This is a genomic window from Kribbella sp. NPDC026611, assembly GCF_040638345.1.
Taxonomy (GTDB): Bacteria; Actinomycetota; Actinomycetes; order Propionibacteriales; family Kribbellaceae; genus Kribbella.
Genome location: NZ_JBEZYC010000002.1, coordinates 663,951 through 678,587 on the forward strand (window position 1 = coordinate 663,951; position 14,637 = coordinate 678,587).

At 69.9% G+C, this 14,637-nt stretch carries 15 protein-coding genes; 8 read left to right on the top strand and 7 right to left on the bottom strand.

Annotated features, from left to right (window positions below; genetic code table 11):
- Position 1: 1 nt before the first annotated feature.
- On the bottom strand, positions 2 to 610 hold the full coding sequence (locus tag AB0E69_RS09235; protein ID WP_360141991.1) for a maleylpyruvate isomerase family mycothiol-dependent enzyme: 609 nt from the start codon (positions 608 to 610) through the stop codon (positions 2 to 4).
- Between the two features lie 119 nt (positions 611 to 729).
- On the opposite strand from AB0E69_RS09235, the gene AB0E69_RS09240 reads away from it, so the two are divergent.
- From AB0E69_RS09240 to AB0E69_RS09255, 4 genes are all read left to right on the top strand, one after another.
- On the top strand, positions 730 to 1,944 hold the full coding sequence (locus AB0E69_RS09240) for a helix-turn-helix domain-containing protein (protein ID WP_360141993.1): 1,215 nt from the start codon (positions 730 to 732) through the stop codon (positions 1,942 to 1,944).
- A gap of 86 nt (positions 1,945 to 2,030) precedes the next feature.
- Positions 2,031 to 3,260: a DegT/DnrJ/EryC1/StrS family aminotransferase gene (locus AB0E69_RS09245; RefSeq protein WP_360141995.1), complete on the top strand. Its 1,230-nt coding sequence runs from the start codon at positions 2,031 to 2,033 to the stop codon at positions 3,258 to 3,260.
- A complete protein-coding gene (locus AB0E69_RS09250) occupies positions 3,260 to 4,033 on the top strand; it encodes a hypothetical protein (RefSeq protein ID WP_360141997.1) in 774 nt (257 codons plus the stop codon). Before AB0E69_RS09245 ends, AB0E69_RS09250 begins: the two co-directional genes overlap by 1 nt.
- Positions 4,027 to 4,761, top strand: a complete 735-nt coding sequence (locus AB0E69_RS09255; protein WP_360141999.1) for an amidohydrolase family protein — start codon at positions 4,027 to 4,029, stop codon at positions 4,759 to 4,761. Before AB0E69_RS09250 ends, AB0E69_RS09255 begins: the two co-directional genes overlap by 7 nt.
- On the opposite strand, the gene AB0E69_RS09260 is transcribed toward AB0E69_RS09255, so the two are convergent.
- The 4 genes from AB0E69_RS09260 to AB0E69_RS09275 all read right to left on the bottom strand — a co-directional run bounded on the left by AB0E69_RS09260 (position 4,762) and on the right by AB0E69_RS09275 (position 7,372).
- Positions 4,762 to 5,301 (bottom strand): GNAT family N-acetyltransferase, encoded by a 540-nt coding sequence (locus AB0E69_RS09260; protein WP_360142001.1) that lies wholly within the window; start codon positions 5,299 to 5,301, stop codon positions 4,762 to 4,764.
- A gap of 10 nt (positions 5,302 to 5,311) precedes the next feature.
- Entirely contained in the window at positions 5,312 to 5,692 is a 381-nt protein-coding gene (locus AB0E69_RS09265; protein ID WP_360142003.1) for a hypothetical protein, read from the bottom strand.
- 93 nt (positions 5,693 to 5,785) lie between these two features.
- Positions 5,786 to 6,526 (bottom strand): CPBP family intramembrane glutamic endopeptidase, encoded by a 741-nt coding sequence (locus tag AB0E69_RS09270; protein WP_360142005.1) that lies wholly within the window; start codon positions 6,524 to 6,526, stop codon positions 5,786 to 5,788.
- Positions 6,527 to 6,757: 231 nt separating this feature from the next.
- Positions 6,758 to 7,372 (bottom strand): TetR family transcriptional regulator, encoded by a 615-nt coding sequence (locus tag AB0E69_RS09275; protein ID WP_360142007.1) that lies wholly within the window; start codon positions 7,370 to 7,372, stop codon positions 6,758 to 6,760.
- Between the two features lie 46 nt (positions 7,373 to 7,418).
- Between AB0E69_RS09275 and AB0E69_RS09280 the strand changes: the two genes are divergently transcribed.
- A complete protein-coding gene (locus AB0E69_RS09280; RefSeq protein WP_360142009.1) occupies positions 7,419 to 9,839 on the top strand; it encodes a glycoside hydrolase family 3 C-terminal domain-containing protein in 2,421 nt (806 codons plus the stop codon).
- 76 nt (positions 9,840 to 9,915) lie between these two features.
- On the opposite strand, the gene AB0E69_RS09285 is transcribed toward AB0E69_RS09280, so the two are convergent.
- The gene (locus tag AB0E69_RS09285) at positions 9,916 to 10,866 is read right to left on the bottom strand and encodes a winged helix-turn-helix domain-containing protein (protein WP_360142011.1); all 951 of its coding nucleotides are present in this window, start codon (positions 10,864 to 10,866) and stop codon (positions 9,916 to 9,918) included.
- A 59-nt stretch (positions 10,867 to 10,925) separates the two neighbouring features.
- Between AB0E69_RS09285 and AB0E69_RS09290 the strand changes: the two genes are divergently transcribed.
- Genes AB0E69_RS09290 through AB0E69_RS09300 form a run of 3 tightly spaced genes read left to right on the top strand, consistent with a single transcriptional unit; the run spans position 10,926 to position 13,571 of the window.
- Entirely contained in the window at positions 10,926 to 12,200 is a 1,275-nt protein-coding gene (locus AB0E69_RS09290) for an MFS transporter (RefSeq protein WP_360142013.1), read from the top strand.
- A complete protein-coding gene (locus tag AB0E69_RS09295; protein WP_360142015.1) occupies positions 12,112 to 12,921 on the top strand; it encodes an ABC transporter ATP-binding protein in 810 nt (269 codons plus the stop codon). Before AB0E69_RS09290 ends, AB0E69_RS09295 begins: the two co-directional genes overlap by 89 nt.
- Positions 12,918 to 13,571: a hypothetical protein gene (locus AB0E69_RS09300; RefSeq protein WP_360142017.1), complete on the top strand. Its 654-nt coding sequence runs from the start codon at positions 12,918 to 12,920 to the stop codon at positions 13,569 to 13,571. Before AB0E69_RS09295 ends, AB0E69_RS09300 begins: the two co-directional genes overlap by 4 nt.
- Before the next feature lie 4 nt (positions 13,572 to 13,575).
- Here the strand turns inward: AB0E69_RS09300 and AB0E69_RS09305 are convergent, their stop codons facing one another.
- On the bottom strand, positions 13,576 to 14,622 hold the full coding sequence (locus AB0E69_RS09305; RefSeq protein WP_360142019.1) for a LacI family DNA-binding transcriptional regulator: 1,047 nt from the start codon (positions 14,620 to 14,622) through the stop codon (positions 13,576 to 13,578).
- Positions 14,623 to 14,637 lie beyond the last annotated feature (15 nt).

Consider the following 14,637-nt stretch of genomic DNA (forward strand, 5'->3'; position numbering starts at 1 on the left):
CTCAGAGCCACGGCGGCAGTGGGTGCGCCGGGCGGCCGCCGACGGTGACGTCGGCGAAGGGGCGGCCGGCCAGGTACGCCGCAACATCCGGGAGCGCTCCCTCGGCTTCCGGGACGTCTCCGCGCATCGTGCGGACGTCCTGGCAGAGGTTCTCCAGGAACGCGTCGGGCAGATCGGCGAACGACAGGCCGGCGCCGAGGTCGACGGCGTGGATCATCACCTCACGCGCCCGCATCCACGGGATGTACGTCGCCGGGACCGCACGGCCCTGAGCGGTCCTGACCACGCGCTGCCAGTGATCGTCGGTGAGCTCGTCCATCGCCGCGTCCAGCGCCTCGGCCGAGTCGTCGAACCAGCTCCTGAGGTCGGCAGGCTCGCGGCGCGCATTCGCCTCGATATCCGCGTTCCGCGCCTCGGCGGACGGGTACATCGGCCGTTCCTCGCCGGTCCGCGCCCACGCGACCAGATTGCCGAGACCCTCGGCGTTGAGCGAGAGATGGGCCGCGACGTGCCGTCGCGTCCAGCCGGGCAGCAGCGACTCCCCGTCGAGGTCCACGAGCGCCTGCCGGCACAACGCAGTACCCTCATCCACCCACGCGCGAGAGTTCATGACGACCATCATGAGCGATCGGCGGACCGGCGAAGCAGCGACCTCGCCGCACGGCGCGGGTTCTTGCAGCCGTGGGGTGATCTGGTGAGACTGAGCCGAATGAAGGAGGGGACCCGCGCATGGTGACCACGATCGGAGTGGTGGGGCCGTCGGACCTGGTCACCTCCAGCAGCCGGATCGTCGGCCTGTTACGGGGCGTCGAGGTGGTTCCGCTGCGCTACCGGCGCGAGACGGACACACCGAAGGTGATGGCGTCGGCACCGCCGAGTGTGGACGCGTGGCTGTTCACCGGCGTCATTCCGTACCAGATCGCCGCGGCCGCCGAGCTGCTCGATCGGCCGGCGGCGCACGTCGAGTACACCGGGGCGACGCTGATGCGCGCGCTCGTGCAGCTGCTGCGCGAGGGGCGGGACGTGACCTCGATGAGCATCGACGTACTCGACGAGGCCGACGTACGGGAAACGCTCGACGAGGTCGGGCTGCCGACGCGCGGGGTCCGGGTCCTCCCGTACGAGCCAGGGCTGAGCCTGGACGACATGGTCGAGTTTCACCGTGCCGCTCGGGCCGATGTCGCGATCACGTGCCTGCGGTCGGCGTACGAGAAACTGCGGACCGAGCAGACCACGCTGCGACTCGCGCCGTCGGTGCACTCGGTGCGTACGGCGGTGAACAGCCTGTTGCTCGTCCACGACGCATTGCGCAGCGACGACGCGCAGATCGCGCTCGGACTGGTCGAGATCACGCCGGACGCGGAGAGCGCCCTCCGGCGCGAGGCCGGTTCGCTCGGCGGGAGCGTGATCCGGTACGACGAGAAGCGCTGGCTGATGATCGCAACCCGCGGACCGCTGGAGCAGGCGACCGCGGCGTTCACCGAGCTCGGGATGCTGAACCGGTTGAAGGAACAGTTCGGGACCGTGCGGATCGGGTTCGGCATCGGCGGTTCCGGGACCGAGACCGAGGCGCTCGCCCGGCGCGCCCTCGGTCGAGCGCGGACGGCCGGGCGGACCGCGGCGGTGGTGTCGCTGCGGAACGACATCGATCTGATCCTGGTCGGCGGCGCTGCGCCGAGGGCCCAGCAACGCTCCAAGCTCCAGTTGCTCGCGCAGCGCGCCGGTCTGTCGAAGGCGACGCTGGAGCGTCTCCAGGAGCTCGTCCACGCAACGCCCGAGGACGGGCTCACCACGCGATCCGTCGCCGACCACCTCGGCATCCAGCCGCGGACCGCCCGCCGGGTCCTCAACCGCCTCGAGCGCGCCGGTCTGGCCGACGCCACCGGCACGCAGCTCGGCACGGGCAGCGGGCGCCCGCTGGTCGTCTACCGCGTTCATCTGTGAGGTTCGTTGACGCCGGTAACCGGTCCCGGTAATTTCAGCCATGACCGTAATTCGGCGGAACCGCCCACCGATCTGAGGATGCCGCGATGGACAACAGTCAACTCGCCCGGGACGGCGGCCCGCCGGTGCGGTCGGATCCATTGCCGTCGGTGATGACCGCGAGCGGCCGGCGGTTCGGCGACGACGAGGTCAAGGCGGTGGAGCGGGTGCTCCGGAGCGGCATGCTCTCCGCGACCTGGGGAACCGAAGTACCGGCGCTCGAGCTGGAGTTCGCGGCCCTGTACGGCGCGGAGCACGCGGTCACCTGCAGCTCCGGTACAGCGGCGTTGCACCTCGCGGTTGCCGCGGTTGACCCGGAGCCGGGTGACGAGATCATCACCACGCCGATCAGCGACATGGGCACGGTGTTCCCGATCATGATGCAGAACGCGGTGCCCGTGTTCGCCGACGTCGACCCGATCACGGGAAATCTCACGCCGGAGACCGTCGCGGCCGCGATCACGCCGCGAACCAAGGCCGTCATCGTCGTTCACCTGTTCGGGAAACCCGCCCGCGTCCAGGAGTTGCGCGAGCTGTGTGACCGGCACGGGATCCTGCTGATCGAGGACTGCGCCCAGGCGTACCTCGCACCCGTCGGCGACACGTTCGCCGGACGGATCGGGCACATCGGCTGCTTCAGCCTGCAGCAGACCAAGCACATCAGCGCCGGCGACGGCGGGATCGCGATCACCGACGACGCCGGGCGGGCCCGGCGGATGCGGCTGTTCGCGGACAAGGGCTGGCCACGCGACACGGACGAGCGGACGTATCTGTTCCTCGCGCTCAACTACCGGATGACCGAACTGGTTGCCGCGGTCACCCGAGCACAGCTGACCCGGCTGCGCGGCGTGGTCGGAGATCGCCGGGCCGCGGCCGCTCGGGTGTCGGCCGGGATCGCGGATCTTCCCGGAGTAACGACTCCGCCGGACGGTGGAGATCACGTCTACTGGCAGTACCCGCTGATCCTCGCTCCGGCGGCCGGTGACCTGCACGAGTGGGCGGCCGCGCTCACCGCCGAGGGCGTGCCGGCGGTCGGCGGCTACCTCACCTCGCCGTTGTACGCCGCACCCGCCGTGCGCGAGCGGATCACGTACGGGACATCGGGTTTCCCCTTGCAGGACGTCGCGTACCCGGTCGGTCTGTGCCCGAACGCCGAGGAGCTGATCGGTCATCGCCTGCTCGTCCTGCCCTGGAACGAGAACTACACGGACCGGGACGTCGCCGACATCGTCGCGGCGGTCCGAAAAGTCCATCACGCCCTGGCCCGGGAGGCCTGATGCCCGAAACCCCGCTGCCTGAGACCTCACCGCCCGAGACCTCGCCGGCTGAGGATCCGGTGCTGCTGGACTGTGATGTGCTGGTCGGGCACGACGTGACCACGGGGCGCTGGGGACGGGCCGAGAACGTGCAGGAGGTGTTCAAGACCACCGGGATCTCCGGCGGCGTCGTGTCCTCGCTGCGGGCGATCCACTTCGACGTACCGTCCGGGAACGACGAGGCCCGGCAAGTTGCCGAGAGCATCGGTCTCGCGTTCTGCCCGGTGCTGGACGTGCGGGACGCGCTCGGCGCCGAGCGGGAGTTGGCGCGGCAGCTCTCCGGGGACGCGCCGCCGCGAGCGTTCCGGCTGGCGCCGACGGCTCAGAGTGTGGATCCGGCGTACCCGGCGTTCGATCACGTCGTCCGGCTGCTCGTCGACGCCGGGACCACGCTGTTCGTCGAGGGCGACGTCCGGAAAGTCGGACCTGCCCTCCGCGGCCTGGGTGCGCGGGTCGTCTTCCTGGACACGCACTTCTACTACCTCGGGGACTTCGTGATCCTGGCGCGGTCCGAGCCCGGGTTCTTCACCTCGACCCGGATGCTCACCGGTCCGGACTCGCTCGAGATCGTGGCTGGCGAGGTCGGCGCGGAGCGGCTGGTGCTCGGGTGCCGTACGCCGTTCCACGAGACCACCTCGGTGGTCCGGCGGCTGCTCTCCTCGAAGCTCAGCCCGGGTGAGATCGCGCTCGCCGGGAGCACGTCGCTCAAGAGCCTGCTGGAGCCCGCATGCTGATCGACGTCCACGCGCACTGGGGCCCGTGGTTCTTCTCGATGGACGTCGCGAGCATCGACGTGAACATCGACCTCCTGGACCGCTTCGGCATCGACCTGCAACTGGTCTCGGCGATCGAGGCCATCGTGTACGACGCTCCCGCCGGCAACCGCTCGCTCGCGGCGAACCTCCCGGCCGATCCGCGGCTGCGCGGGATGGTCGTGGTCGATCCGCGGCGGCTCGGTGAGGCACGGGCGGATCTCGAGGAGCTGCTGGCCGGCGACGGGCGGACGCGGTGGGTGGGCGCGAAGATCCACACCGAGTACAGCCGGACCCCCATCTCCTCCCCCGCGATGCAGGCGGCGATCGAACTGACCACGGAGTACGGGCTGCCGACGCTCGTGCACACCTGGAACGACAGCGTCGTGGATCTCGCCGACGTCGCAGCGCGAGTCCCCGGTGCGCGACTGATCGCCGGCCACATGGGAGCGTCCGGCTGGCCCCGGGTCCCGGAGGCAGCGGCCCGCTCCGACCGGATCTGGTTCGAGCCGTGCTGGTCGGCGCCCGACGCGAACCGCATCCGCTGGGTACTCGACCAGATCGGCCCCGAGCGGATGATGTTCGGCACCGACGCGACCCTCATCGACCCGTCGGTCGCCCTGGGCGCTTTCGAAGCTGCACACCTGACCACAACCGAACACGAAATGATCATGTGGCAGAACGCCACAACCCTCTTCGACCTCGACTGATCAAGCGGTGCCGGGGTCGTTGGGGGCGAGGAATACCAGGATGTCGCCCTCGGCGCCGCGGACCTCAGGTTCCTGCCAGCCGAGGTGGCGGTAGAAGGCGACCGTGTCGTGGGCCTGGTTCCAGGTGAGGAGCCAGGTGCGGGGGTGTTCCTTGGGCGCGAGTTCGAGCAGGCGGCGGCCCAGTCCGGTGCCACGGGCGGCCTGGGTCACGCCGAGCTCGTCGACCTCGTAGGCGCCGGCGAGCAGGTCCTCGGTCTGCTCCGGGCCGAGCCGCTCGAGCACAGCGCCGTACGCCCGGTCGGTCCGGAACGGCGACGAGGTCGTCCACCCGGTCAGGAACCCGGCGATCCTCCCGTCCGGGGAGCGCTCGATCCACGCGCCGAACCCGTCCCGGTGCGCATCCCCGTCGAGCCGTTTCCGGAACGCGACGCGCGTCTCCACGGGATCCCGGTGCGTCCACGGCGGCGCCGTGAACACCTCGACGTACGCCTCGGTCAGCTCGTCCGCGATCTCGAGTACATCCACCCCATACGTCTGCACCCGCCTCAACCTAGCCGCCGGTCAGGTCTCCCTCCGGGGCCGGCGATGCGGCGGGAGTGTTGACCAGCGGCGGCATCGGCGGGTCGACCATCGGCTCCGGCCGTGGCGCCGCGGTGACCATCGGCTCCAGGCCACCGGGCATGCCGGCGATCGTCTCCAGCTCCGCGCGGAACTGCGGAAGCATCCAGCGGAACGGCTGGTCCAGGACGCGAGCGATGGTGGACTCGTCAACCCGAAGCAGTGCCCCGATCCGGGCGAGTGCGTCCGGCTCGTCGGTGGCGGCGTACAGCAGGTGGACGACCTCGTGCCGGTGCGCGAACACGGCCAGCGCGGCGGTGGCCAAGCCGGCGTCGATCTCAGGCGGACTGGTGATTTCCCCGTGAACTGTCACGACACCTCAACCAATCAGGGCCCCGATCGGTTACGTGTCAGTCGTTTCACCGACAGAGCCGTACAACGTTCAATTCAAGCTTCAATCCAACCTTCAACTGTGCGGCAGCCAGGAAACCTTGCCCAGGAGGTACGTCGCGCCGATCAGCGCGACCGTGTCGATCAGCGTGTGCGCGACCACCAGCGGCATGATCCGGCCCCAGCGCCGGTACAGGTAGGTGAAGATCACGCCCATGATCACGTTCCCCACGAACCCGCCGAGGCCCTGGTACAGGTGGTACGAGCCGCGGACGAGCGCGCTGGTCACGGTCGCCCTGGACACCGACCAGCCGAGCTGGTCCAGCCGGTGGTTCAGGTACCCGAGCACGATCACTTCCTCGAGGATCGCGTTCTCGGCGGACACCGCGATCAGGATCGGGATCCGCCACCAGTAGTCCGGGAGCTGTGATGGGTCGACGGTCAGGTTCACGCCGGCCGCGTGGGCGCCGAGGTAGAGCAGCAGGCCGGCGCCGCCGATGATCGCGGCGATCGCCGTACCCCGGCCGAGGTCCCGGACCCGGTCCCGCAGGTCGAAGCCGATGGTCCGCAGCGACTCGCCGCCGCGCGCCATCAGGTGCCCGACCAGCGCGACCGGCACCAGCGCCGTGACCACGGCGAACACCTGCCAGGTGAGATCCAGCCAGGGCCGTCCGGGCGCTCGCGATCCGACGATCACGGCCGTCTGGCCGCTGAGCGGCTTGGCCGAGGCCAGTACGCCGAGAAACGAGATCACGGCCGCTACGCCCGATGCGCCCAGCGAGAGCGCCAGGACGAGCCAGACCTCCCGCGTGAGCACCCGCCGACTCGGAAGGACGGAAGCCCCAGCGGGAACGGGAGCCGGAACGAGACCGGGACCGCGAGCCGGACTGGGACCGGGAGCCGGACTGGGACCGGGAGCCGGGCGGGGAGCGGGAGCCGGGCGGGGAGCGGGAGCCGGACCGTGACCAGGAGCGCGGGCGGGAGCGTCCTCAGCCGAGGTCGTGGGGTCTTCGGCGGCGCTCGTCATGGTTCAACTATCTCGCGGGGCTCAACGGTTCTTCGGAGCGCCTGCCAGTAGGTCGATCAGGTGATTCATGAGATCCGCCGGGTCCGCGCCCAGCTGGTACTGCGACTGCACCTGCAGACCGTCGGAGAGCGCGATCAGCAGCGTCGCGATGCTCTCGGGATCCGCCTTCGGGTGGAACGTTCCGGCTGCCTGCCGCTCCCGGACCGCCGCTCCGAGCGCCGCCCGCAGCGCGTCGTACCGCTCGACGAAGTACTCGTGCGAACCGTGTTCCGGGTCCCCCGCCTCGGCAGAGAACGTCGAGTACAGCTGCACCAGGCCCGGGACCGTCCGGTTGTGCCGCACGATCGCGCTCAGCATCGCGATCGCGTCCGCCCGTCCGCCGGCACCGTCCCCCGAGACAGTGCCGGCGACCCGGGCGGCGTCGGCTTCGTCACGGGCCCGGAGTACCGCGGCGAAGAGCTCTTCCTTGGATCCGAAGTAGTGCAGCAGCCCGGCCTCGCTCAGCCCGGCCGCGGCGGCGAGCTCGCGGGTGGAGGTCTTGCGGTACCCCTGGCGGGCGATCACCTCGAGCGCGACCCGGAGGATCTCCTCGCGCTTGGCCACGCCCTTCGCGTAAGGACCTCTGGATGCCGCCATGGTCAAAACCTAGCATCACTCGGTTTTCAGTCGTACAGTCGTCGCCATGAACGTCGACGACCTGCTCAGCCGGCTCACGCTCGAGGAGAAGGTCCTGGTCCTCACCGGACAGGACTTCTGGTCCACCCATCCGTTGCCCTCGATCGGCCTGCGCTCGATGGTGCTCTCCGACGGCCCGAGCGGCGTCCGCGGGCCGGTCTGGGACGAGCGCGACCCGTCGCTGAATCTCCCGTCGGCCTCCGCTCTCTCGTCGTCCTGGGATCTCGCGATCGCACATCGGTACGGCGTGGTCTCGGCGCTCGAGGCGCGCCGGAAGAACGTGGACGTGGTCCTTGGCCCGACCATCAACCTGCACCGCTCACCGCTGGGCGGGCGGCACTTCGAGGCGTTCAGCGAGGACCCGGTGCTGACCGCGGAGCTGGCTGCGGCGTACGTCGCCGGCGTGCAGGAGCTCGGGGTCGGGGCGACTCCCAAGCACTACGTCGCCAACGACTTCGAGACCGACCGGTTCACGGCGAACGTGGTGGTCGGTGAGCGTGCTCTCCGCGAGGTGTACCTGCTCGCGTTCGAGAAGGCGGTCGTCGAGTCGAAGGCGTGGCTGGTGATGAGCGCGTACAACTCGGTCAACGGCGTCACCGCGACCGAGAACGAGCTGCTCGAGACGCCGCTGAACACGGAGTGGGGTTTCGACGGCGTCGTCGTCAGCGACTGGACCGCCGTCCGCAGCCTGGAGAGCGCGAAACACTCCCAGGACCTGGTGATGCCCGGCCCGAAGGGCGCCTGGGGTGACGCGCTGGTCGAGGCCGTCCGCTCCGGCGAGATCAAGGAAGAAGCCATCGACCGCAAGGTCCGCCGCCTGCTCGTGCTGGCCGACCGAGTCGGAGCGCTCGACGAGTCCAAGAAATCTGCTGCTGGTCAGCACGTCGATGGACTCGCGTTTGCTCGTACTGCCGCTGCTGAGGGGAGTGTGCTGGTTCGGAATGACGGGGTGCTTCCGTGGCGGGGTGGGGAGCTGACGCAGGTTGCGGTGATCGGGCACAACGCGAGAGACGCTCGGACGCAGGGCGGTGGGAGTGCGACCGTCATCCCCGAGTCGGTGGTCTCGCCGCTCGACGGGATCCGGGCGGCGCTCCCCCACGCCGAGATCACGTACTCACTCGGTGCTGTGGTCCAGGAGGGCGTCGCCGAGCTCCCGCCGGCCACCATGACCAATCCGGAGACCGACGGCCGCGGCGCGCGCGTGCGTTTCCTGGCCAAGGACGGTCGCGAGCTGTACGCCGAGGATCGCCTGTCCAGCGCGCTCGTCTACCTCGGCGGTGACGCGCCGATCGGAGAAACCGCGCTCTTCGAGTTCCGGACGACGTACACGCCGACCGAGACCGGGACCGTGCAGCTCGGGTTCGCGTCCGTCGGGCGCGGCCGGATCTTTGCCGACGGCAACCTTCTGCGCCAGGACGTCGCCGTACCGATCGGCACCGACCTCGGCGCGGCACTGCTGTCCCCGCCGTCGATCACGGCCCCGATCGAGCTGACCGCGGGTCAGCCGGTCGAGATCCGGGTCGAGCTCGATCTGCCGGAGCAGGTGAGCGCGATCGGGAACGCGTTCAGCCTCACCGTGGGCACCGAGCCGGCCGGTGGCAACCCGCGCGCGCTGATCGACGAGGCCGTCGCCGCGGCCCGGGCGGCGGAGGTCGCGGTCGTGGTGGTCGGTACCAACTCGAAGGTCGAGTCCGAAGGACACGACCGGACGACGCTGGCCCTGCCGGGTCATCAGGATGCGCTCGTCCGCGCGGTCGCCGCGGCGAACCCGCGGACAGTGGTCGTGGTGAACGCCGGATCGCCGGTGCTCCTCCCCTGGCGGGACGAGGTCGCGGCGGTGCTCATCACGTACTTCGGCGGCCAGGAGTACGGGAACGCACTCTCGGACGTCCTCCTGGGCCGGACCGAGCCCGGCGGCCGTCTCCCGACCACCTGGCCGCAGCGCGAGGAAGACGTCCCCGTCCTCGACGTGACGCCGCAGGACGGTGTCGTCCGGTACGACGAGGGGATTCACATCGGGTACCGCGCTTGGCTCAAGGCGGGGACGGAACCGGCGTACGAGTTCGGTCACGGGCTCGGGTACACGACCTGGGAGCTCTCCGATCTCCGCGCCAACGATCCGACGTCGGTCGCGCTGACCGTGCGGAACACCGGCGAACGCGCCGGCAAGCACGTCGTCCAGGTGTACACCGAACGTCCGGAGAGCGCTCTCGACCGGCCGGTGCGCTGGCTCGCCGGCTTCGGCGTCGTCCGGCTGGACGCCGGGCAGGCCCGCGAGATCACGATCCACCTGCACGAGCACACCTTCGAGCACTGGGCCGTTGCCGATGGATCGGCAGGCTGGTCGACCGAGCCCGGTGCTTTCACGATCCGAGCCGGCTCGTCGGTTTCGGACCTGCCGCTCACCACTGAGCTCCAGCTCCGTTAGCTGCCCGGCTGCACGAGCCTCGGCTCGGCCCCGCCGGCACCGGTCGCCTCATACGACCGGTGCCGGCACTCCGCGCTCAGCGGGCGGTGTGGATGAGTTGACGGCCGGTTGCGGATTGCCAGTAGAGCACCGATCGACCGGAGCGGCGGCGTTCCAGCAAGCCGGCCTCGGTGAGGATCTTGAGATGGTCGGAGACGGTGGCCAGCGACAGGCCGGTTGTTGCTACTAGCAAGGTCGTGCTGACCGGCTGGACGGCGGAGACCAGGATCTGGGCCCGGTTTCGGCCCAGGAGCTGCACCAGCGGCTCGGTGGCGGGCTCAGTCGTCGCGAAGATGCCGGTGACGGGATATGTGAGCGCGAAGCGGTCGGGCAGGCGCCAGGTGACGCCGACGCGTTGCGTGTGGGCGGCGATGAACATCAGGTCGCGGCCGCGGACGTCGGTGACCGGGTAGTCCCAGCGGTTGACCTGGATCCGGCCTTCGCCGAGCCAGCGGACGTCAGGCCCGAGACCGTGCAGTACGCCGGACCAGCCCTGCTCGCTCAGGCGAGACGTCCGCGACACGATGTCCGCCTGGAGCAGCCGCAGCCGGCGCGGCCAGTCCGCCTCGACCGTGGTCTTCCAGATCCAGCGCAGCAGATCCGCGGCTGCCGCGGCCAGGCCGTGGGAGGCGAGCAGGATCGGCGGGAGCGGCGTCCGGACGACGCTCAGGTCGGCGCGGATGTGGTCGTCGTCGAGCGAGGTCAGCAGGTCGAGCCCGGACTCCAGGTCGAGGTCCGGTTCGGACGGCGGGACGGTCAGGAAGTCGGCGACCCAGGACCGGCCGAAGGCGCTCTCCAGCAACGCGGACCAGAGCGGGTTCGCCGCGAGCTGCGCCTGGTACGCCGCGAGATGGGCGTCCTTCCACGGGCGGAACCAGGGCTCGACCGGCGCGCGCAGCAGCCGTAGCGCCGACACCGTCTCGACGAGCTGCGACGTACCGAACCGGGCGTTCGCCAGGGTGTCGGCATCGACCAGGAACTCGGACAACGTTTCGCCTCCATCCGAAACTGTAGGCGCGATCCGGCCGAGCGTCGATGCTCCCAGGCATGAGCACCTACCGGGAGATCTTCGCGAATCGTGAGTTCAGGAACCTGTGGATCGGCAGCGCCCTCGGCAACGCCTCCTCGACGATGACGAGCCTGACGCTGGCGATCGTGGTCGACGCCACGACCGGATCCGCGTTGCTGGCGGCGATGATCATGTTCGGTCCGTCGCTGGCACAGGTGCTCGGCGTTTCTACGCTGATGTCCGCCGCCGACACCGCTCGTCCCCGCAGGATCCTGACTGTTCTCGCCCTGCTCTCGACGGTGGCTGTCGGGACGCAGGCCGCCTTCGACCTCGGCGCCGGGATCCGGCTGCTGCTCGCGCTCGCGGTGGCGTACGGGTTGTCGATCGGCGCCGGTGTCCGGTGGGGTTTGCTGAGCGAGGTGACGCGTGCGGATCAGTTCGTCCTCGGGCGTTCCGCGATGAACCTCTCCGTCGGCGCCATGCAGATCGCGGGCTTCGGCATCGCCGGGATCCTGCTCCAGGCCGTGAGTCCGGGAACGGTTCTCTGGCTCGCCACCGGCCTCTCGGCGCTCGCGGTTCTGGTGATCCGTTTCGGTCTGCAGGATCGTGCTCCGCGACGGGTCGCGCGGACCGGCTTCGCCGAGACGTGGCGCGGCAACCGCCGGCTGCTCGAGCAGACCCGTATCCGTCCGTTGTTCCTGGCGCTGATGCTCCCGAACGGTCTGATCGTCGGCTGTGAGGCGCTCTTCGTGCCGTACGCCGGTGATCGCGCCGGCTGGCTGCTCGCCGCGGGCGCCGCCGGGATGATGACCGGAGACCTGGTCGTCGGCCGTTTCCTGACCCGCGCCGGTCGCCGGACCGCGGCGCGCTGGCTCCGCTTCGGTCTCGCCGTACCGTTTCTCGGCTTCGCCTTCGATCTGCCGATCGGCGTGCTGAGTCTGCTGGTCGCGCTCGGCAGCGTCGGGTACTCCGCGTCGCTGGCGCAGCAGGAGGTCCTGGTCGATCTCACCCCGGCAGAGCTGCGCGGTCAGGTTCTGGGGCTGGAGTCGGCGCTCCGGATGACGACGTTCGGCGTGGTCGCGATCCTGGCCGGGGCGCTCGCCGACCTGACCTCGGCCGCGCCCACGATGGCCGGGTTCGCCGCCGCGTCGCTGCTCGTGTCCGTGCTGCTCTCCCGGCCGCTGGCCCGGGTGATGACCCCTGAGGTCTGGATAGGCTCGCGGCATGGAAGCAGTGCGGCTGCGGAAGGTCTCCAAACGGTACGGGCGGCGGGAGATCCTGACCGACGTCGACCTGCAGGTGAGCTCGGGTGAGCTGCTGGCCCTCGTCGGTGCCAACGGATCCGGGAAATCGACAGCGCTGAAGCTGATGGTCGGGCTGTCCCGTCCGTCCGCGGGAACGGTCGAGCGCGACGCCCAGGTGGTCAGCTACGTTCCCGAGATCCTGGCGTCGCACGACCGGATGTCGGCAGCGGCATACCTGCAGCATCTGGGCCGGATCCGGGGACTGGGAAACGCGCGAGAGCGCGCTCTCGGGTTGCTGGAGCGGCTCGCGTTCACGGGCGGCACGGACACGCCGATGCGGAAGCTCTCCAAGGGCAACTCGCAGAAGGTTGCGCTGGCGCAGGCGTTGCTGGTGATCCCGCACCTGCTGGTTCTCGACGAACCGTGGTCCGGCCTTGATGCCGCCACCCACAGCACGTTGCGCGAGTTGCTTGTCGAGGCCGCGCACGAAGGAGCGGCGGTCGCGTTCACCGAGCACTCCGCGGAGACAGTCCGCACGACCGCCACCCGAGTCTGCGAGCTCTCGCATGGTCGGCTGACCACGACCCGGCGTGAACAACTGATCATGGAGGTTTCGTTGCTCGCCGGAGCCGAGATCGACTGGGCTCAGCAACCTGACGTTCTCGAGGTACGACGGCATGCCACCGGCGTCACGCTGATGCTGCCGAGCGGGCGGCACGACGCGGCCTTGCTGACCGCGCTCAACCACGGTTGGTCGGTCGCCGGAGTTCGGCAGGTGAACGGCGAATGAGCGCTCTCTACCGCTACCAGCTGACCAGCGTCCTGCTCTCGCAGCGCTACCTCCCGCCGATGCTGATCTTCTTCGGCGTGATGGCCGTCGGTACGACGTCCGACAACGGCCCGCTGCAGTCGTCGTACGCGTTCGGCGTCCTCGTGATGCTGGTGTGCTCGACCTGGCTGACGGTTGCCGTGGTCAACCAGGAGGACCCGACCCAGCACCGGATCACGCTGGTGATGATTGGAAGTTCGCTCCGTGTTCTTTCGATCACGATCGCGGTCGTTCTTACGTGGTGTGTGCCTTTGATCGTTTTTGGTCTGGTGATCCCGCTCGTGACCGGAGATCACGTGGTGACGGCCGGAAACCTCGCTGTCGGTGCGGTCGCGCAGCTGGCGTCCGCGATGGTCGGGATCGCGATCGGCGTGCTCTGCTCGCGCCTCGTGATCCGGCGGATCGGGATCGCCATGCTGACCGCGGCTACGGCCATCCTGATCATGCTGGTCCGCTGGATCTCTCCGATCCGCGCACTGATGAAGGTGCTCTCCGATGATCGTTCGGCCGGCCACAACGCCGGACCGATCGCGTCGCTGGCCGTCCTGTGTGCCGTGGTCCTGACGGCCGCCGTCCTCGCCACCCGATCGATCGCGGACCGGAAGGAGTAGTTAGTCAGGAGACCGCGATCGACAACCGCCCGTACGGCGCGGCCGAGCCGCGAACGATCAGCGTCGTCGCCAGCTCGACGTGGTGCGAAGCGACCGACTCTCCCGCTGCGAGCTGCAACGCGGTCCGGAGCGCGACCGCGCCCATCTCGCGCAACGGCTGCCGGACCGTGGTCAGCGGCGGTGAGGCCAGCCGCGCCACCTCGGTGTCGTCGAAGCCGACCAGGCTGAGGTCCTCGGGAACCCGCAGGCCGCGCGCCCGCGCCGCCTCCTGGATCCCGAGCGCGATCTCGTCGCTGCCGGCGAAGATCGCGGTCGGCCGGTCCTTCAGGTCGAGCAGGGCGGACCCGCCGGCCACGCCGTCGTCGTACAGGAAGTCGTGCAGCCAGATGTACTCCGGCGGCACGTCCGCGCCGACCGCGTCCATCGCGCTGCGGAAGCCACTCATCCGGGCCTGATTGCACCCGGACGTCGGCTGGCCACCGACGTACCCGATCTTGCGGTGACCGAGCGAAAGCAGGTGCTGGGTGGCCGCCATCCCGCCGGCGAAGTTGGTGGAGCCAACGCTGGTGACGTCCGGCTGCGGGATGTTCGCCGGATCGATGACGACCAGCGGGAGCCGGGCCCGGGCAAGGGCCGCCAGGTCTGCGTCGGCCAGCTGGCTGGTCAGCCCGATCACTGCGTGTCGGCCGTTCCCGATGATCTCGCGGATCCACCGGGCCGCGCGGCCACTGCTCGACGTCTGCGGGTGCGGCGGGTGCGCGTTGAGTACGACGTCGACGCCCGCGGTCTGGCCGGCCTCGACCACGCCCTGGATGACCTGGACCGAGTACGCGTTCAGGACACCCTGGTAGAACAGCTCGATCGTGTTCCGGGAGACCTGCTCCGGGCGGCGGCCGACGTACCCGTGCTTCTGGAGGATCTCCTGAACCCGGGCGCGGGTGACCGGGGAGACGTCACTGCGCCCGTTCAGCACCTTGGAGACGGTGGCGACCGAGACCCCCGCGGTCCCGGCCACCGTGGCCAGAGTGACGCGCCCTTTCAACCGCGACATGTCACCTCACCCTCC